Source organism: Mangrovimonas aestuarii, from assembly GCF_028767185.1.
In the GTDB taxonomy this organism is placed as follows: domain Bacteria; phylum Bacteroidota; class Bacteroidia; order Flavobacteriales; family Flavobacteriaceae; genus Mangrovimonas_B; species Mangrovimonas_B aestuarii.
In genome coordinates, this window is record NZ_JARACK010000001.1 from 565415 (window position 1) to 584754 (window position 19340).

General features: G+C 37.5%; 16 protein-coding genes. 7 read left to right on the forward strand and 9 right to left on the reverse strand.

What is annotated here, in order from left to right:
* Positions 1–115: 115 nt before the first annotated feature.
* The 8 genes from PWU04_RS02605 to PWU04_RS02640 form a co-directional block, all read right to left on the reverse strand.
* A complete protein-coding gene (locus tag PWU04_RS02605; protein ID WP_274474240.1) occupies positions 116–595 on the reverse strand; it encodes a GNAT family N-acetyltransferase in 480 nt (159 codons plus the stop codon).
* A 99-nt stretch (positions 596–694) separates the two neighbouring features.
* Positions 695–970, reverse strand: coding sequence for a FoF1 ATP synthase subunit delta/epsilon (locus PWU04_RS02610; RefSeq protein ID WP_274474241.1), 276 nt, complete (start codon positions 968–970; stop codon positions 695–697).
* Positions 971–1020: 50 nt separating this feature from the next.
* Positions 1021–2529, reverse strand: a complete 1509-nt coding sequence (atpD, locus tag PWU04_RS02615) for a F0F1 ATP synthase subunit beta (RefSeq protein ID WP_274474242.1) — start codon at positions 2527–2529, stop codon at positions 1021–1023.
* Positions 2530–2700: 171 nt separating this feature from the next.
* Positions 2701–4323, reverse strand: coding sequence for an SGNH/GDSL hydrolase family protein (locus PWU04_RS02620; RefSeq protein ID WP_274474243.1), 1623 nt, complete (start codon positions 4321–4323; stop codon positions 2701–2703).
* A 27-nt stretch (positions 4324–4350) separates the two neighbouring features.
* The gene (locus tag PWU04_RS02625; RefSeq protein WP_274474244.1) at positions 4351–7122 is read right to left on the reverse strand and encodes a TonB-dependent receptor; all 2772 of its coding nucleotides are present in this window, start codon (positions 7120–7122) and stop codon (positions 4351–4353) included.
* A 234-nt stretch (positions 7123–7356) separates the two neighbouring features.
* Positions 7357–9204 (reverse strand): glutamine--fructose-6-phosphate transaminase (isomerizing), encoded by a 1848-nt coding sequence (gene glmS / locus PWU04_RS02630; RefSeq protein WP_274474245.1) that lies wholly within the window; start codon positions 9202–9204, stop codon positions 7357–7359.
* Between the two features lie 18 nt (positions 9205–9222).
* The gene (locus PWU04_RS02635; protein WP_274474246.1) at positions 9223–10887 is read right to left on the reverse strand and encodes a DUF4270 domain-containing protein; all 1665 of its coding nucleotides are present in this window, start codon (positions 10885–10887) and stop codon (positions 9223–9225) included.
* A gap of 18 nt (positions 10888–10905) precedes the next feature.
* Positions 10906–11715, reverse strand: a complete 810-nt coding sequence (locus PWU04_RS02640; protein ID WP_274474247.1) for a glycogen/starch synthase — start codon at positions 11713–11715, stop codon at positions 10906–10908.
* A 108-nt stretch (positions 11716–11823) separates the two neighbouring features.
* On the opposite strand from PWU04_RS02640, the gene panC reads away from it, so the two are divergent.
* From panC to radA, 7 genes are all read left to right on the forward strand, one after another.
* On the forward strand, positions 11824–12675 hold the full coding sequence (gene panC / locus PWU04_RS02645) for a pantoate--beta-alanine ligase (RefSeq protein WP_274474248.1): 852 nt from the start codon (positions 11824–11826) through the stop codon (positions 12673–12675).
* A 13-nt stretch (positions 12676–12688) separates the two neighbouring features.
* Positions 12689–13039 (forward strand): aspartate 1-decarboxylase, encoded by a 351-nt coding sequence (gene panD / locus PWU04_RS02650; protein ID WP_274474249.1) that lies wholly within the window; start codon positions 12689–12691, stop codon positions 13037–13039.
* 2 nt (positions 13040–13041) lie between these two features.
* Positions 13042–14004 carry a lysylphosphatidylglycerol synthase transmembrane domain-containing protein gene (locus PWU04_RS02655; RefSeq protein ID WP_274474250.1) on the forward strand — a complete coding sequence of 321 codons (963 nt, stop codon included), beginning with the start codon at positions 13042–13044 and terminating at the stop codon, positions 14002–14004.
* Positions 14005–14042: 38 nt separating this feature from the next.
* Positions 14043–15194, forward strand: a complete 1152-nt coding sequence (locus tag PWU04_RS02660) for an alpha/beta hydrolase (protein ID WP_274474251.1) — start codon at positions 14043–14045, stop codon at positions 15192–15194.
* 212 nt (positions 15195–15406) lie between these two features.
* Positions 15407–16543, forward strand: a complete 1137-nt coding sequence (locus PWU04_RS02665; RefSeq protein ID WP_274474252.1) for an alpha/beta hydrolase — start codon at positions 15407–15409, stop codon at positions 16541–16543.
* Positions 16544–16624: 81 nt separating this feature from the next.
* Positions 16625–17446 (forward strand): alpha/beta hydrolase, encoded by an 822-nt coding sequence (locus tag PWU04_RS02670; RefSeq protein WP_274474253.1) that lies wholly within the window; start codon positions 16625–16627, stop codon positions 17444–17446.
* Positions 17447–17551: 105 nt separating this feature from the next.
* On the forward strand, positions 17552–18916 hold the full coding sequence (gene radA / locus PWU04_RS02675; RefSeq protein WP_274474254.1) for a DNA repair protein RadA: 1365 nt from the start codon (positions 17552–17554) through the stop codon (positions 18914–18916).
* 74 nt (positions 18917–18990) lie between these two features.
* Here the strand turns inward: radA and PWU04_RS02680 are convergent.
* On the reverse strand, positions 18991–19340 hold a 350-nt coding region (locus PWU04_RS02680; protein WP_274474255.1), incomplete at its 5' end, for a T9SS type B sorting domain-containing protein.

The window sequence follows — 19340 nt, forward strand, 5'->3', positions numbered from 1 at the left end:
TGCGAAATTAATGATTTTTAAAGAAATAGTAGTTGTGTACTGGGGATTTGTTAATTAGTTAACAGTCAATACTACATAGAATACTCTATGCAAAGAAATCTTTTGATGATTTTACTTAAAATGTAATATACTTCCTCATGAGATAATTATTAATTTCCACACCATCCCTAATATTGATATTCTCAAGGACTACTTCAAATCCTTTTTTCTCAAAAAATGGTTGAGCTGTTTTACTAACATCTGAAGTTAATGTTTTGGTCTTAAAACGTTTACTTTCCGATTCTAAGTCACTATAAATACAATTGGCTACACCTTTACCTTGATAATCTTTATGCACATACATAAAATCGATATAATTCCCGTCTTTTAAAGAACCAAAACCAGCGATAACACCATTGATTTCAGCGACAATAAAATACTGCTCAGAAATAGCCTGAGTCCATCTTGAGGTATTCTTAACTGAAGCTGTCCAAACCCTAATTTGCTCAGAACCATAGTCTGACTTGCATGTTTGTTTTATAGTATCAACAAATAGCTCGTGAAGTTCGTTCATATCATTAAGAGTAGCCCTTCTAAGTATAATTTTATTAGTCATAGAAAAACAAATATCGTGTACAGTAAATTACAAAATAAGACAAACAAAAAAACGCGAAGTATTGCTACTTCGCGTTTTTTATTATGAACAAAACTTGACTTAGTCAGCCAAAATAATAACTTTATTGTCCTTCATCTCAAGCGTCCCAGAACTTATGGCCAAAAGGGTTACATTACCTTCTTTTCTAAACTTATCCTGAACAGCTTCATCCAATTGAACGTTACCATGAATCTTAATGTATCCTGCTTTTAGGATAGACACTATAGGCGCGTGGTTATTCAACATTTCGAACTCACCATTAACGCCAGGTACAGCTATTGAGGTTACTGCCCCGCTGAACAAAGTTGCTTCTGGTGATACTATTTCTAATTGCATAGTGTTTTCAGTTAAAAATTAACAATTGACAATTGACAATTATTAATCGATTACGCTTCGGCTAACATTTTCTCTCCTGCCTCGATAGCTTCTTCGATAGTTCCTTTAAGGTTGAAGGCAGCTTCTGGTAGGTGATCTAATTCACCGTCCATAATCATGTTAAATCCTTTGATGGTATCTTTAATATCTACCAACACCCCAGGAATACCTGTAAACTGCTCAGCTACGTGGAATGGTTGAGAAAGGAAACGTTGTACACGTCTTGCACGAGATACAGCCAATTTATCCTCTTCACTCAATTCTTCCATACCTAAGATGGCAATAATATCCTGAAGTTCTTTATAACGTTGTAATAACTCTTTTACTCTTTGCGCACAAGCATAATGCTCGTTACCTAAGATATCTGCAGTTAAAATACGAGATGTAGAATCTAATGGGTCTACTGCTGGGTAAATACCAAGCTCGGCAATTTTACGAGACAATACCGTTGTTGCATCCAAGTGAGCGAAAGTTGTCGCTGGTGCAGGATCTGTCAAGTCATCTGCAGGCACGTAAACCGCTTGTACAGATGTAATAGATCCTTTTTTGGTAGAAGTAATACGCTCCTGCATCGCACCCATTTCTGTTGCCAATGTTGGTTGGTAACCTACCGCAGATGGCATACGTCCAAGAAGTGCAGACACCTCAGAACCAGCCTGTGTAAAACGGAAGATGTTATCTACGAAGAAAAGTACGTCTTTTCCTTGACCGTCTCCAGCTCCATCACGGAAGTACTCAGCAATAGTCAATCCTGAAAGGGCAACACGTGCACGCGCTCCTGGTGGCTCGTTCATCTGTCCGAAAACGAAAGTAGCTTTAGAATCTTTCATAGCAGCTTTATCTACTTTTTGAAGATCCCATCCACCTTCTTCCATTGAGTGCATAAAGTCATCTCCGTACTTAATAATACCAGACTCAAGCATCTCTCTCAAAAGGTCGTTTCCTTCACGAGTACGTTCACCTACACCGGCGAATACCGAAAGTCCACCGTGACCTTTTGCAATATTGTTAATCAACTCCTGAATCAATACCGTTTTACCTACCCCGGCACCACCAAATAATCCAATCTTACCTCCTTTTGCATAAGGCTCAATAAGGTCGATTACTTTAATACCTGTAAATAATACTTCTGTAGAAGTTGATAAATCTTCGAATTTAGGAGCTTCTCTGTGAATAGGAAGTCCATTTTCATTTGTTTTAGGTAAATCACCTAAACCGTCAATAGCATCTCCAATTACATTGAATAAACGTCCATATACATCATCACCAATCGGCATTTGAATAGGAGCACCAGTAGCAACAACTTCTGTTCCTCTACTTAAACCATCTGATGAATCCATCGCAATAGTACGAACAGTATCCTCACCAATATGTGATTGAACCTCCAATACTAAAGTAGAGCCATCAGGTCTTGTAATTTCTAATGAATCGTAAATTTTTGGTAGCTCTACACCCGCACCGAATTCTACATCGATAACTGGACCAACTACTTGTGCAACTTTACCTGTAACTTTTGACATTACTTAATATGTTTAATATTATGCTATTTAATTGAAAGAAAACACTTTTGGTTTTCGCGCTGCAAAGATATATGTTTTAATTTAAAATAAAACAGCTTTTTCAAAGCTTTTTTGGATATAAAAAAACACCTCCAATCTGAAGGTGTTTTTATCAATGATATTAATTGTAAGTTATTGTAACAATGGCGAATAGTTTGTTGGATAATCTCCTACATCAACCAAGTTACCAGATTCTTCAAAGTTGGAACCATAAGTCAAATCAATAGCTCTCATAAACTCGTTTGCAATTAGCGCATACCCTCTTGCTGTAGGGTGTACACCATCTACTGAAAATGCACCTCCTGTAACTAAATCCGATGTCAAGATAAAATTATTAGCAGGTATTCCTCCATTAGCCAACTGATTCAATAAAGCATGTGTATCAACGTAAGCCAAACCAGCTTGAGCTGCCGCAGTTTCTAATGTTGAATTAAACATAGATGTTGCAGATGCTATTTCGTCTTGTTCAGAAGGTATTAGCACCCATTTATCTGCTAACGGTAAAGTAATTCCTTCTACAGAAAACTGACCGGCCAAATCCTGAGGTAAACCTTGAGACATTAAAAAGCCTACATAATCAGTATTAACCGTGCCTATAATTTGACTGCTAGTTAAAACCAACAAATCCTCTTCTGTAGCCTGACGTGTTTGCCCATATGTTACCCCTAACAGGTTAGCAACCGCCGGGGCAGCCTCTGCTGGCAACCCAAATTGTTCTATGAAGGCAGGAAACGTTGGACTCGCATTTAAAGCTCCTGTTATTTGAGCTGCTATATCAGTCAGGCTTTCATCTATAATAACTACTGCACTAGCCTCATCAGCAGAAAAAATAACTGTTCGCTCTGGAGCTCCTAATGCAACATAAACTTGGTTTAGCGCTCCAAAAATCATATTCAAAGTTGGAATTTGAGGACCAAACTGTGGGTTAGAAGGATCTAATGGATTGTGAGGAACTGTATTTAAGTTTGCTATGGTAGTTACATCTGGAATATTAGCAACTACTCCTTTAGCTCCAGTCGAAGCCAATGCTGTTACCAATGTAGTCACTGCAGTATCAAAAAGAGCCTGATCTGTTATTGGATCGTAATTACTTGAATCTGGATTACTCTCTCCACCAGAAAGCGCATACCCTAGGACATCATTTTCCCCTGGCCAAAGTGTAAAAAAGGTAGGATTTTGAACCATTGCCAATTCCAATACCGAAGCATCTGGTGTACTTCCTGTCATCCTAACAAAGTATGGATTCGCAAGGCCTGCTTGAAGATTTGCAATATTCCCATAGCCATTTGCAAGCAAGTGATAACTCTTTGCTCCTGGTACACCAAGATTATTAAAAGGCCCCGAAGGGTTGTTTAAGGCTATATCTGTTGAAACTGTAACAGGACCTATAACGGACTCTAAAGAAGTTGGTCCAGAACCATCAAAAACCAATCTTGGATCTTGAATTCTAGTACCTGCCACTGCAAGCCCTCCATAATTATCGTTCATAAGTGGCTGAACAAAATTTCCACCGCCAGCTAATGCAAACTGCTGTGATAAAATATTTGGCAAAGAGTTCTGTTGAGACGCTATAAAAAGCCCTCCATCAGTAAATCCTGCTGTTAAAGAATTCCCCAAAGACACGTAATTAGAAAAGTCAGCTTCTCCAGCCGTAAGCTCTGGTAAATTGTTACCTGAAGATGTTGAATCGTCATCGCTATCACAGGCCGTTAAACCTAAAGCTAGAAACGCCATCCATATATATTTTGTTTTCATATTGAATTCAGTTTTTAGTTGCAGCTATTATAAGTTATTGATTGTCCATGACAGATAGTACTGAGACCCTATATAACCTGTTCCTATCGCTGTATAATATTCATTACCAATCAGATTAGTCCCTCCCAATTTAAACGTAGATTTTAACTTTGGGAACTTGTAATTAATTTGGGCATCTAATGTATGGTATGAAGGAATATTTCCGTCTGCAAAGGAAGCTTCCCAATAGTAAGCGTCACTCCATCTCCATGCCACATTAAACCCAAAGTTGGTAAACAGGTTATTGTTTCCAAAAACAACTTTCACTTTATTTTCTGGGGTATTGAAGCTGGTCTCAAAATCTGTATTTGCCTTTTCGTTGTAATCTAATTTTGCATAAGTATAGTTTGCTATCAAATCATAGTCACCAAATACTTTTGTTGAAACTTCTAATGCAGCTCCGTAGGAATTTACTTTTACATCTGAATTCGTGTAGGTTTGATATACTTGATAATCCCCATTTGCAATTGCTGCTACTGCCAATGGAGTTCCATCAGGCAATGTTTCCTGCAATGCTACATCACCATAAAATGGAGAAATTACGTTTTCGTTTGCCAAGAAATCTTTATAACTATTGTAATAAGCACTAAAATCTAAAGTAAGATTTTCTTTTAACTTACCTCTATATCCTACTTCAAAAGAAGTAACTTGTTCTGGATCACAATAGTTTGAATTTGCGACACTTAAATCCGCCGGGTTTTGTGACTCAGCAAATCCTTGTACTGAATTAGCAAAAAATGAATTTTCATAAGCACCAACACCAGAAACATCTAAACTAGACTGACCAACAATAGCCGCCCCTTGAGGACTCAACGAGTAATTACGCACATCTCGCTCTGGGTTGTCATTCGCTCCTCCAACAAGGATAGCGCGCCCAACGTCAAGACCGATGTATAGGTCCTGAGTGGTTGGATTTCTAAATCCCGTTTGGAAAGAGGCTCGGATATTATGATCCTGATTTAGTGTTAAACCTGCTGAAAGCCTTGGGGAGAAGAAACCATCGAACAACTCCGATTTATCGTAACGAACAGAACCTGTTAATTTAAGCATGAGATCCTCGCTAAACTCCAATGTCTTTTGTCCTTGAGTATAGAACCCTAGTTCAGAATAATCAATAGGCCCATCATAATCAGTATAAATAGTCCCAAAAGAATTCAAACGGTATCTTCTATAAGATCCACCTAATTGAATTTCTACCACATCCCACAGATGACCAAAGTTATAATTGGCATCGGCATGATAGATTCTAGAATTATCTTGGAATTTTGACCCAGAAGTCAAATCTGGCTCACTAGTAACCTGATTAAATGCTTGTTTAAATTCTGAAGAACCTGGTTCATACCTACCACTCTCTGCCTGTGCTCGGGCTGCAGCATGCGCTTCTGACTCTGTAGCTCCACTTAAAGTGGCTGCTGCAAATGTTTGAATATACTCTCCAAACCATTGCTCATCGCTTTTCCACTTACGGTTAATATTAATCCCCGTAAACACCATATCATATGAATCTCCCGCCTTATCTTCAGTCACATAACCTCTCACAAAGAAGTTGTCGTTACGCACCTCTAACTTGTGCTGTTGTAAAAAGAAACCATCTATGCGGTAGCGGTTAGCTCCTTGATAAATCGTAGACCCGGATCCAATTTTACCTACATAAGCGATTTCAAAATCGTTAGCCCAAGGGCGGAAATACAACCCCCAATCGGCCTTAATACTTTCTGCTTTATAATCTGTTAAGTCGCGCTCGTTATAACCTGTCCTACTTACCTCAACATCAGGAACAATACCCAGACCACCAGAAGCTGCACGAATATTAGTAGATACCTCATCTCCATACACATTTATTCCATCGTAATCTAAATCTGCACGAGTATATCCTCTTGAAAATTTATCAGCATCGTTTACAGCGTACCAATCTGTACCATTTAAATATCCAAAATTCACTTTAGCAGCAAATTTTTCACTGAACTTAGTTGCCAATCTAATCCCGAAATCGGTATATGAATTATCTCCAGCAGCCTCTTGAGACGTTAAGCCTTGTTTAATATAGCCGCTAATACCCTGAACATCGAATGGGCTCTTGCTTCTCATAAATAAAATCCCGTTAAAAGCATTAGCCCCGTAAAGTGCGGAAGCCGCTCCCGGAAGCAACTCTACACTCTGTACATCTGTCTCGATCATTCCCAAAAGGTTACCTAATGGAAAGTTTAGTGCTGGTGCAGAGTTATCCATGCCATCAACCAACTGCATAAAGCGCGTATTGGCAAAAGTGGCAAAACCACGAGTGTTAATCGACTTAAACGTAAGGCTGTTTGTATTGATGTCAACACCTTTTAAGTTCTCCAATCCATCGTAAAAATCAGCTGAAGCAGTATTTTTAATTTGAGTCAACCCAAAACGCTCTACTGTTACAGGAGATTCAAAAATACGTTCAGGGGTACGAGAAGCTGAAATTACAATTTCATCAAGCTCAGTACCTTCCTTAAGGATAAATTTAACGTTTTGGTTATTTTGTGTAATTTCCTGTGTTGCCGAATCAAAGCCTACACTACTGGCCTGAATAACAAAAGGTGGCGCTTGATCAATGGTTAAGGTGAAGTTCCCATCGAAATCGGTTACCGTTCCCTTAGCCATTCCTACCACAATGATATTGGCCCCTGGAATGGGAAGATCACTATCGTCCACAACTGTTCCTGTAACCGTTGTTTGGGCAAACGTAAAAGCACAAACAAACAGCAAAACAATAGAAAGGATTGTTCTCATTTTGAAGATTTAGTTAGTTGGTTTAATATTAGCCAATATACGTTTTTTAACGAAATTCCTAAAAAAACCATTGGTTTTTCAAGCTTTTTTTTCAAAAACAAAAAGATTTACACTTAAAACGATGTATTTCAAGACCTACTAACGGCATCTAATATGCGCTTTATACTTTCACTATAAAAACAAAAAAAGCCCTTGTAGAAACTACAAGGGCTCAGATAGCATAATATGGTATAATTATTCTACCGTAACCGATTTAGCCAAGTTTCTTGGCTGGTCAACATTTTTATCTAACATTACAGCAATATGATATGACAATAGCTGCAATGGAATTGTTGTTAACAATGGCGACAACGACTCCAAAGTTTCTGGAACGCTGATAACGTGATCAGCCAAATCCGTCACATGGGTATCACCTTCCATTACGATTCCAATAATCTTTCCTTTTCTGGATTTTATCTCCTCAATATTACTTACAACCTTGTCGTAATGACCATTTTTGGTAGCAATAACAATTACCGGCATAGATTCGTCGATAAGAGCGATTGGACCGTGTTTCATTTCAGCAGCAGGATACCCTTCAGCGTGGATATATGATATCTCCTTTAATTTTAAAGCACCTTCTAATGCTACTGGAAAATTAAACCCTCTTCCCAAATACAAACAGTTCTTGGCATCTTTATAGATATCGGCAACCATCTTAATGTGGCTATCCGATTTAAGCGCGCGTTCTACTTTCTCCGGAATCAATTCAAGTTCCTGCAAATGCATATGGTAGTCCGAAGTAGACATATTACCATTAGCCTTCGCCAACTTAAGAGCGATTAGAGTTAATACTGTAATTTGAGTTGTAAATGCCTTTGTTGAAGCTACTCCAATTTCCGGACCAGCATGTGTATAGGCCCCTGCATCTGTTTCCCTTGCGATTGAGGACCCCACAACATTACATACACCAAACACAAAAGCTCCCTTTGATTTTGCAAGTTTAATAGCTGCCAAAGTATCTGCTGTCTCCCCTGATTGTGAAATAGCAATCACAACATCCTTCTCGGTAATTATTGGATTTCGGTATCTGAACTCTGAAGCATATTCGACTTCCACAGGGATCCTTGCCATATCCTCAAAGATATACTCAGCTACCAATCCGGCATGCCAAGAAGTACCACAAGCAACAACAATAATACGGTTAGCATTCAGGAACCTATCTATATGGTTATCTATTCCAGCCATTCTAATAATTCCTTCGTCTGCCAACAACCTACCTCTATAGGTGTCTTTTATCGCTTCAGGCTGCTCATAGATTTCCTTTAACATAAAATGGTCGTAACCACCTTTTTCTATTTGTTCAAGGTTAAGTTGCAATTCCTGAACATATGGATTTAACCAACCGTCTTTCTTTATGTTTCTTACTTTAATCTCTCTACCCAAACGGATAATAGCCATTTCTTCATCCTCAAGGTAAATTGCATTTTTGGTAAACTCTATAAATGGCGATGCATCACTTGCTATAAAGAATTCACCCTCGCCAATACCAACAGCTAAAGGACTTCCCAAGCGAGCAATAACAACTTCGTCCGGCTTACTCTTATCGAACACAGCAATAGCATAGGCACCAACAACTTGGTTTAATGCTATCTGAACAGCTCTACCTAGCTTTACATTCTCATTCTTCTTAACATCTTCTATAAGGTTCACCAAAACCTCTGTATCAGTATCTGATTTGAATGTATAACCGCGAGCAGTCAACTCCTTTTTCAATGCTCCGTAATTCTCGATAATCCCATTATGGATTATAACCAAATCCCCAGAGTTTGAATAATGTGGATGTGAATTCACATCATTTGGCACTCCATGTGTAGCCCAACGCGTATGACCCAAACCAACGGTTCCACTGGTTGAAATTTCTTTCTCAGCGCGCTTCTCTAAGTCAGCTACCTTACCTTTCGTTTTTGCCACACAAAGGTTAGCACCATCATACAGTGCAATACCTGCACTATCATATCCGCGATACTCTAAACGCTTAAGCCCATTCATCACAATGGGATAAGCCTCTCTATATCCTATATATCCAACTATTCCACACATAAGTCAATAGCATTTTTTTTATTCAGGTTCACTATAATACACTACAACACGCAAACGCCTGTTGTCATCCGAAGTGTAATTACTTCCATACAAAACAGTTCCTTTAGGGGATACTACAGCCCCACCTGGAACGTTAGAGGCGTCTGCCTCCTCATTTTCTTGGGCATCTAAGATAGCATAATTTCCAATGCTATTAATATTATTTGTAATTACGAGACCCAATTTTGTATTTGTAGAATCATCTATAATCAATCTTTTAAAGTACTCGGTGATTCTTATTTTATATCTAGCATTATTTCCATCCTCAACTCTTCTACTAGAGAAAATTGCTTTAGAGTTAATAGGATTAGTAGTAGTTCCGCTAGGGTCGATCGCATAATCCAATATGGCAGAATTATTCTTTAAGTCGTATAAATATAACCTATCTGAATCATGAAAATCTTCACCATCATTTGAAGTAGTATTTACATCCTCATAAACCACCAACTGCACTTCATTTATCAGCTTTGTGGGCTTACCATTCTCATCAACAAATTCAGCTCTGAGCTCTTCTAAAGCATCTGGCACATCATTCCCGTCGGCATCATCTTCGTCAAACACATCAATTACAGCCATACTTCCTGCCCCACCTCTTAAGAACAGTTTTGGATCACCTGTTTGGTTATTTCCATTCTGAAAATCATAACTGTTCTCCATTAAGTTTACTGCATTTCCTGAAAAATTGATCACAAAAGTCTCCTTCAGAGTTCCTGACTCTTCACTATCATCATTTTCAATTGGATTATGATAGTATATTGTGATATTTGAATTAGTATTCAGCAAATCCAACAATACTAAACTTTCGTTTTCACCGCCCTGGGATTCAACTTTTATATAAATCCCTCTAAAGTAATCTTCAAAAGCCTCTGCAGTACTTAACTCCGAATCACCTTCCTTATCGATTATCAATTGCGTGAACACATCTTTATCTAATTTCACTCTTAAAGCAGGAGAAAGATATTCTAATGTTTCATCAACATCACCAGTAGACTCATCATATGTTCTGATCTTTACAGCCTCATCATTTGGCACAAACAGCTCATCATTGTCCGACTCGTAAAGCAATTCCCCTGAAAAACTATCAAAATTAATAGTCTCGTTTCCATTGGAATAGTACTTCTTAGGGTCTGAAAAATCAGAACCGGGATCAAAATCTCTTAAAAAATAATTGTTGCGATACACCAAAAGCTTATAACCAGTAACATTTTCTAAAGTCCCCGCTTTTGTATATAAAGAATCAGAGATTGTATATTGAGGAACACCATTTTCATCTGGAGATTCGTCAGACAATTTACTGTAATAAGGGATATTCAAAACCACAGAATCCACTACTGGGTCTGTCCCAAATTCTGGACTGTAAGCAGACAATGTCATTTGAGAAACCAGGCTCGCCACCGTTTGACCATAAAAAGGATGATTATACACCCCTAGTTGATAAGATGACAACAAATTGGTTTGAACAGGTCCTATCGCCTTTGAATAAGCAGTGACATCTACAACGGTACTATCTTCTCCAAAATGTGTAGTAGCGTCTCCTACTATTTCACTTCCTATGGTATTGTAATCATCATTACAGCTTACCAAAAAAGCTGTTACACATAGGGCAGTAGCGATAAATTTTAGGGCTTCAGCAATTTTTCTCATAAAATGTTTTTAGGACAGTTAGCTCAGAACTTTTGTATTATAAAACTCAGCGTAAGCCTCTCCAAACTCCTCTTTATTTTTGTATTCCAAAACAGGTTTTTCACACCCTTTCAGGTGCTCTTGTAATTCTACAGGAATAGTTTCAGAACCTACAATCAATGCATCTGAAAAATCGATTGCAACTTTCATTATATTGTTATATGAAGGAACCTTCAAAGGCGCAATGGCTTTTTCATCAACATTATCAAACAATACTTTATTGTACATTTCTTCATTTAACGTCCCCTCAAAACCCTGATCATAAACCGAAGTAACAATTTTACTTTCGTTAAACAGTGGCTCATCTTTAAAATATTCCTTTAAATACAATGGCAATAACGATGCCAACCAACCATGAACATGAATAATATCTGGTGCCCAATTCAGTTTTTTCACGGTCTCAACCACTCCTTTAGCAAAGAAAATAGCACGTTCATCGTTATCGGCAAACAGCTCTCCATTTTCATCTGTTAAAGTGGCTTTACGCTTAAAATATTCATCGTTGTCTATGAAGTAAACCTGAATTCTCTCTTTAGGAATAGAAGCTACCTTAATAATCAGTGGCATATCCAAATCGTTAATCACCAGGTTTATTCCCGACAAACGAATAACCTCATGCAACTGATGCCTTCTCTCATTAATATTTCCGTATCTCGGCATAAAAATTCTAATCTGCCCACCTTTTTGGTTTACCATACGAGGCGCCTCAAAAGACATAGATGAGATTTCGGTTTCAGGTAAATACGGTACTACTTCAGATGATACGTATAATATCCTCTTATCTTTCATAAAACAACTGACTTTTTGACGATTTAAAATAAAAAAACAAGCAAAAGTACAAATTTTTATGCAGATTGGCAGTAAAATCATAATTTTGCAGGCGTTAATTTTTTACTAATGGTATCCGTTTTCACAGGTCAGAACGAACTAAAAAAAGTATTAAGTGAATTGCGAACTAAAGGACAAAGCATTGGTTTTGTGCCTACAATGGGAGCTCTTCACCAAGGACACCTCTCCTTAATGCAGGTAGCTTTACAACAAAACGATGCTTTAGTCGTGAGTATTTTTGTAAACCCAACTCAGTTTAACAACAAGGAAGATCTGGAAAAATATCCTCGTACTTTGGAAAGAGATGTCAAACTTTTGGAGAAACTTCCAAATGACATCATTGTGTATGCTCCTTCTGTAAATGACATATACGAAGGAAACACAAAAGCTGAAAATTTTCACTTTGACGGTTTGGAACATGAGATGGAAGGCCGCTTTAGAGATGGGCACTTTAACGGTGTTGGCACTATCGTTAAACGGCTTTTTGAAATTGTAAATCCTGACAACGCTTACTTTGGAGAAAAGGATTACCAACAATTAATGATAATTAAAAAGCTCGTAGAAAAGTACAATTTGGCAGTAAATATTCATGGCTGTGACATTCACAGAGAAAAAGATGGTCTAGCCATGAGTTCAAGAAACGAACGCTTAAAACCGCAATACCGCGAGGCTGCTCCATTTATTTACAAAACTTTAACAGCTGCCAAGTCTAAGTTTGGCACAATACATGCTAAAGAGCTAGCGCAATGGGTTGAAGACCAGTTTAGTAAGCAAATATTCTTAAAACTAGAATATTTTGTCATAGCTGACGCTGAAACCTTAAAGCCAACAGAAAAAACCGAAAACAACAAAACATATCGTGCATTTATCGCTGTATATGCAGATGATATTAGATTGATTGATAATATAGCGCTTAATTAATTACCTTTGCCACATGCAAATACAAGTTGTAAAATCGAAGATTCATAGAGTAAAATGTACAGGTGCAGACCTAAATTACATCGGTAGTATTACTATTGATGAAGATTTAATGGAGGCTGCAAACATTATCCAAGGGGAAAAAGTTCAAATTGTAAACAATGACAATGGTGAACGTTTGGAAACTTATGTGATTCCTGGCCCTAGAAACTCAGGTGAAATTACCCTAAACGGAGCCGCTGCTAGAAAAGTAGCTGTTGGTGATACTCTTATCCTTATTTGTTATGCCTTTATGGACATAGAAGAAGCCAAAACCTTTAAACCTGCTTTGGTATTCCCTGATGAGGCCACAAACCTTCTAAAATAATATTGAACAAATTACTCTCCAAAATACTTAAAATAGGACTCCCAATTCTTTTGGGAGTCTTTTTAATTTGGTATTCTTATAACAAATTCACACCTGAACAACTAAGGAACATCAAATACTACTTTACAAATGCCAACTATACATTCGTGGCAATTTCGGTTCTTTGTGGCTTTTTAAGCCATATTTCACGCGCCGTTAGATGGAACTATCTTCTAAAACCATTGGGCTATTACCCTAAAATGCCCAACAACATTATGGCAGTAGGTGTGGCCTACCTCATGAATTTAGGTGTTCCCAGGTCTGGAGAAGTATCCCGTGCTTTAGTGCTTAACAAATATGAAAACATTCCTGTAGACAGAGCTTTCGGAACAATAATCGCAGAACGGGTTGCCGATTTATTAATCTTGCTTTCACTCGTTGCCTTGGCGTTTATTACACAGTTCAACACCTTAAGAGATTACTTGGCATCCAACTTCCCTTTAGCAAAAATAGCAACTTTTGCCGGAATTGGCTTTATGGGAGTCGTTTTGGCTTTTTGGTTTGTAAACAAGTCTCGTTCTAACCTAAGCAAAAAAATAAAATCCTTTTTAAATGGCATAAAGGATGGCATTATGAGCATTGCTCGCATGGAACGAAAATGGGCTTTTGTAGGGCATACCGTTTTCATTTGGACCATGTATGTTATGATGTTCTATCTCTGCACTTATGCATTACCACAAACCCGACTCATGACATTCGATGTGGTACTGATGGGGTTTGTTGTAGGCAGCTTCGCTATCGCTTTTACTAACGGAGGTTTTGGTTCTTATCCTTTTTTCATCGCCACAATATTTACACTGTTTGGAATAACTGAAGATGTTGGCACTGCATTTGGGTGGATTGTTTGGACCTCTCAATTTGCAATGATATTAGTTTTTGGCGGACTTTCCTTTCTTTTCCTGCCCATCTATAATAGAAACAAATAATTCGTACATTGCATGCGTAAAATCTCAAATCGCATGTCATGAAAAAGGCTACTTTTATACTTACATTTCTTTTAATATCTGTATATGCAAATGCTCAGATTATTTACGAAACCTTTCAATCTGTAAAGCTAAACGATACCAGAGATATTAAAATCCAACTACCAAGAGGGTATTACAACAATATGGACAAATCTTACCCTGTTTGTGTAGTACTTGATGGCGACTACCTTTTTGAAGCAGTTGCCGGTAACGTAGACTACTTTTCTTATTGGGAAGACATGCCAGATGCTATTGTAATAGGCATAAACCAAGCAGAAAAACGTTTTGAAGATTGTTATTACTCTAAAGAAAATGCCTTTCCTGCAGATAAAGGAGCTGCTTTTTTCGAGTTTTTAGGAATGGAATTAATGCCTTTTATAGATAAGAATTACAGAACTCAAGACTTTAGGGTAGCCTTTGGCCATGGGCTGACAGCAAATTTCATAAATTACTACTTACTTAAGCCCCAATCACTCTTTCATGCTTACGTTGTAATGAGTCCAGAATTAGCACCTGAAATGGCTTCGTACATCCCTGAACGTCTATCAAACATAGATACCAAAATTTTTTACTATCTGGCTACTTCAGACCAAGATGTAAATTTTATAAAAGAAGGAACTAAGGCTTTGCAAAAAAATATGGCAGCAATAGAAAACCAGAACCTTCTATTTGAGTATGATGAATTCAAGGACGCAACTCATTATGCCCTGCCTACGCACGCTATTCCAAACGCACTGGAAAGCATCTTTTTTGTATACCAACCTATTTCAAAAAAGGAATTTAACGACGTAATTGTTCAGCTTCAGAGTTCTCCTGTTGATTATCTTACTGAAAAATACACAACCATAAAAGAACTTTTTGGAATAGAGAAACCTATTCTTATAAATGATTTTAAAGCAATTGCAGCCTCAATAGAAAGAAATGGGACTTTCGAATATTATGAAGCATTGGGCAAATTGGCCAGAAAAGAGTATCCAGATACGCTTTTAGGCAATTATTATCTAGCACGTTTTTATGAAGAAAACAATGACCCAAAAAAGGCGATGAAAACTTACAGATCAGCTTACATCCTTCAAGAAACAGCAGGCTTAACAAAAGATATGATGCTTGAGAAAGCAGAATCAATAAAAGCTGATTTCGGCTACAACTAAATTCTAGTTAGTTAAAACTGTCATAAAACATTTTACAATAAAAGGGAGGTTATCAAGAAAGCACACTTGTTAATCTCCCTTTCAAATTGATATTGCTTCAACAAACTGTTTTACAACGACATACTACATATAAAATCGACCTCAAGAAACACAAGTAATTGATTACCAAACCCTTTTTCATTATCTTGTATAGTAAAAACAGCGTCGATTTCATGAAAATAATTACCAAAACCTTGTTCTTGTTATTTTTAAATCAATTTGTCTTCTCCCAAGCCAACTATGAACATTTTGATTCTTACAAACTGGGAGAAAAACGTGAACTAAAAATACAACTTCCAAGGAATTACGATCCTGATTCTCCAGAAAAGCACCCATTGGTTATTGTTTTAGATGCAGATTATTTATTTGAACCTGTCGTTGGTAATATCGATTTCCAATCATATTGGGAAGATATGCCTGGCTGTATTGTTGTAGGTATTAACCAAAGTGCAACTAGAACTAAAGATCTATCCTTTAGTGAAGAGCACTTTATGCCTTCACAGGACGGAGCAACATTTTTCGAATTTTTAAGCATGGAACTTCTTCCATATATTGACGATAAGTTCAAGACAACTTCGTTCAGAATAATAATAGGTCATGACCTGAGCGCCAATTTTATTAATTACTACTTATTTAAAGACAAACCTCTATTTGATGCCTATATAGTATTGAGTCCTGATTTTGCCCCTAAAATGCAAGAACGACTACTTAAACGTTTATCATGGCTAGATGAAGAAATATTTTATTATTTGGCCACCAGCGACGCAGATGTAAAAATTCTACGAGACAAAATAATTCCCTTTAATAAAGAACTCGAAAAGGTAAGCAACCAAAAGTTTCATTACTACTTTGACGACTTTAAGGAAGCTGACCATTATTCATTGGTAAGTCGTGGCATTCCTAAAGGATTTAATGATATCTTTAGCCTATTTAGGCCTATAAACCTAAAAGAATACAAAGAAGAAATACTAACCTACGAAGGAACACCTTATGATTATCTGATGGATAAATACAAAAAAATTGACTATTTCTACGGCTACGATAAAAAAATCAGTGAAAATGATATTAGAGCTATAGCTGCTGCATGTAAAGATAAAAACGACATGGATTCATTGGAGAAACTTTCTAATATAGCCCATAAAACTTATCCGGAATCCATGATTGGCGCCTATTATAAAGGCCTATACTTTGAAAGCACTGGAAACCTAAAAAAAGCTCTCCAGAGATACCAATCTGGATTACTATTAAAATCCTCTCAGTATTTAAACAAAGACATACTGTTGGAAAAAATCTACAGTATTCAAGAATAAAAAATAATAGCTAATTTTCTCACAAACAAATCATTACTCGGATTTTATTGATATATTTATCCGATTAAAATTGAAAGAGTTATGATGAGAATGATTTTTGCTTTGCTTGTTTTTATATGCATAAAACCCAACATAAAAGCTCAAACAACCTACGAAAACATCCAGTCGAAAAAACTAAACAGTACACGACAAATTAAAGTAAAACTTCCTGAAAACTATAACACCACTTCCAATAACGAACACCCATTAATCATTGTTTTTGATGGCGACTATATGTTTGAAGCTGTATCTGGCCAAATAGACTACTTAAATTATTTAAATGCAACACCCAAACCAATTATTGTTGGAGTAATGCAAAAGGGAAGTCGTCTAGACGACAGCAAAGTTGATCGAATTACAGGCCTCCCAGTAGGTTCTGGTCAACAGTTTATCAAATTCATTAAAGAGGAACTCATTCCGCATCTGAGTAGTAAATACAAAGTCTCAGACTACAAAATGGCGATTGGCCATTCCGAAATGGCTAACACCATGAATTCATTCATTCTCGAAAAACAATCAGTATTTCAAGCCTACGTTAATATAGATCCTGATTTTAAAGGGGAGGTTTTAAATTCTTTAAAAAGACGACTCCCTACATTAAACCAAGAAACTTATTATTACATAGCAACGGGAGAAACCGAGAAACGCTCTCAAAGAGATCGAGCTTTGGAAGCTAATAACATCTTTTCCTCTCTCAATAGCGAAACCATAAATTATACTTTCGACGATTTTAACGAGGACCCCATTAATCTTTTAGCACTAAATGCAATAGCAAAGGCTTTCAACAACGTATTTGGCCCATTTAAACCTATTAAAAACGTCAAACAACAAAGCCAAGCATCTTTTGATCTTGAAGGCTTTTAAAGTGTTCTTATTTCATTTAAATATTTATTTAGGTAGATCAAACATCACAGAAAAAAAAGCAGTATCCTTGTCTATATAAATCGAAACAACTAGGATAAAACAGACATGGCAAAACTAAAAACCACATTTTTCTGCCAATCCTGTGGCTCACAATTTGCGAAATGGCAAGGACAATGCACCGCATGTAAAGAATGGAATACTATTGTTGAAGAAGTCGTTCAAAAACCAGAAAAAAACGACTGGAAATCTCCAAGCTCAGAAAGTCCCAAAAATCGAGTAGCAAAACCGCTTCTCATAAAGGACATTGAATCTGGAGATGAAACACGTCTAACCACTTCAGACAAGGAATTTAACCGAGTTCTTGGTGGGGGCATTGTTCCAGGATCTCTCACTCTTTTAGGTGGCGAACCTGGCATTGGAAAAAGTACACTATTACTTCAAATAGCATTACAACTTCCATATAAAACACTTTACGTCTCAGGTGAAGAAAGCCAAAAGCAAATAAAAATGCGTGCTGAACGCATTACAAACAATAATGAGAATTGCTACATTCTTACCGAAACCAAAACACAAAATATCTTCAAGCAAATTGAAACAATTGAACCTGATATTGTAGTAGTCGATTCCATTCAAACCCTACATAGTGATTATGTAGAGTCATCAGCTGGTAGCATCTCTCAAATAAAAGAATGTACCACCGAACTTATAAAATTTGCTAAAGAAACATCTACTCCTGTTATATTAATTGGACACATAACTAAAGATGGACACATTGCTGGCCCCAAAATTCTAGAACATATGGTAGATACTGTTCTACAATTTGAAGGTGACAGAAACTATGTTTTTAGAATTTTAAGATCTAACAAAAACAGATTTGGTTCCACTAATGAGCTGGGCATATACGAAATGCAAGGTTCAGGCCTAAGAGAAGTAAGCAACCCTAGTGATATTCTTATTTCCAAAAAAGACGAAGCCCTTAGCGGAAATGCCATTGCTGTAACTCAGGAAGGCATACGACCGTTACTAATAGAAGTTCAAGCTTTGGTTAGCTCAGCGGTTTACGGCACCCCCCAAAGAAGCGCGACTGGATTTAATGCAAAACGTCTAAATATGCTTCTCGCTGTTTTGGAAAAACGTGCTGGATTTCGTTTAGGAGCCAAAGATGTATTCTTGAATATAACGGGAGGTATTACGGTTGATGATCCTGCTATAGACCTTGCTGTAGTTGCCGCAATTCTATCCTCTAATGAAGACGAGTCATTACCTAAGGATTTTTGTTTTGCAGCAGAAGTGGGATTATCAGGGGAAATTCGTCCTGTACAACGCATTGACCAAAGAATACTGGAAGCGGAAAAATTAGGGTTTTCAACAATTTTCATCTCAAAATATTGTAAAGTGTCCCTAAAAAACCCAGCTATTAAAATTCAACATATATCCAAAATAGAGGACTTAGTTGAGTTTATTGTATAAAATCCAACCACTTCATAACAACAATGCCCGAGCAATCTGCCCGGGCATTGTTGTTATATGTAAAGACACAAGGTCTATCTCTTGAGCGTAAAGTGCGACCTAAAGGTCTTTCTTTCACCCGTTGTCGGTTCACTGTACTCTACGGTAAACCAGTAGTCGTTTGCCGGCATTGGGCTACCGTTGAAGGTTCCGTCCCAACCGTCGCCATTCAGGCTCAGCTGCTTGATCAGTTTTCCATGGCGATCAAAGATGTAGATCTTTGCATCCGGCTGGTTGTCCATTGCGGAAATCGTCCAGGTGTCGTTGTAGCCGTCGCCGTTCGGGGTAAAGAACTTCATGTAGTCCATCACCGTTACCGTCACGCTGGCCTCTCCACAGCCGTTCTTGTCGCGCACCGTTACCGTGTGCTCTCCGGCCGATACGT

Coding starts and splice junctions, on each gene's coding strand:
- PWU04_RS02605 (WP_274474240.1), bottom strand. CDS start 595: ATGACTAATAAAATTATACTTAGAAGGGCTACTCTTAATGATATGAAC.
- PWU04_RS02610 (WP_274474241.1), bottom strand. CDS start 970: ATGCAATTAGAAATAGTATCACCAGAAGCAACTTTGTTCAGCGGGGCA.
- atpD (WP_274474242.1), bottom strand. CDS start 2,529: ATGTCAAAAGTTACAGGTAAAGTTGCACAAGTAGTTGGTCCAGTTATC.
- PWU04_RS02620 (WP_274474243.1), bottom strand. CDS start 4,323: ATGAAAACAAAATATATATGGATGGCGTTTCTAGCTTTAGGTTTAACG.
- PWU04_RS02625 (WP_274474244.1), bottom strand. CDS start 7,122: ATGAGAACAATCCTTTCTATTGTTTTGCTGTTTGTTTGTGCTTTTACG.
- glmS (WP_274474245.1), bottom strand. CDS start 9,204: ATGTGTGGAATAGTTGGATATATAGGATATAGAGAGGCTTATCCCATT.
- PWU04_RS02635 (WP_274474246.1), bottom strand. CDS start 10,887: ATGAGAAAAATTGCTGAAGCCCTAAAATTTATCGCTACTGCCCTATGT.
- PWU04_RS02640 (WP_274474247.1), bottom strand. CDS start 11,715: ATGAAAGATAAGAGGATATTATACGTATCATCTGAAGTAGTACCGTAT.
- panC (WP_274474248.1), top strand. CDS start 11,824: ATGGTATCCGTTTTCACAGGTCAGAACGAACTAAAAAAAGTATTAAGT.
- panD (WP_274474249.1), top strand. CDS start 12,689: ATGCAAATACAAGTTGTAAAATCGAAGATTCATAGAGTAAAATGTACA.
- PWU04_RS02660 (WP_274474251.1), top strand. CDS start 14,043: ATGAAAAAGGCTACTTTTATACTTACATTTCTTTTAATATCTGTATAT.
- PWU04_RS02665 (WP_274474252.1), top strand. CDS start 15,407: ATGAAAATAATTACCAAAACCTTGTTCTTGTTATTTTTAAATCAATTT.
- PWU04_RS02670 (WP_274474253.1), top strand. CDS start 16,625: ATGATGAGAATGATTTTTGCTTTGCTTGTTTTTATATGCATAAAACCC.
- radA (WP_274474254.1), top strand. CDS start 17,552: ATGGCAAAACTAAAAACCACATTTTTCTGCCAATCCTGTGGCTCACAA.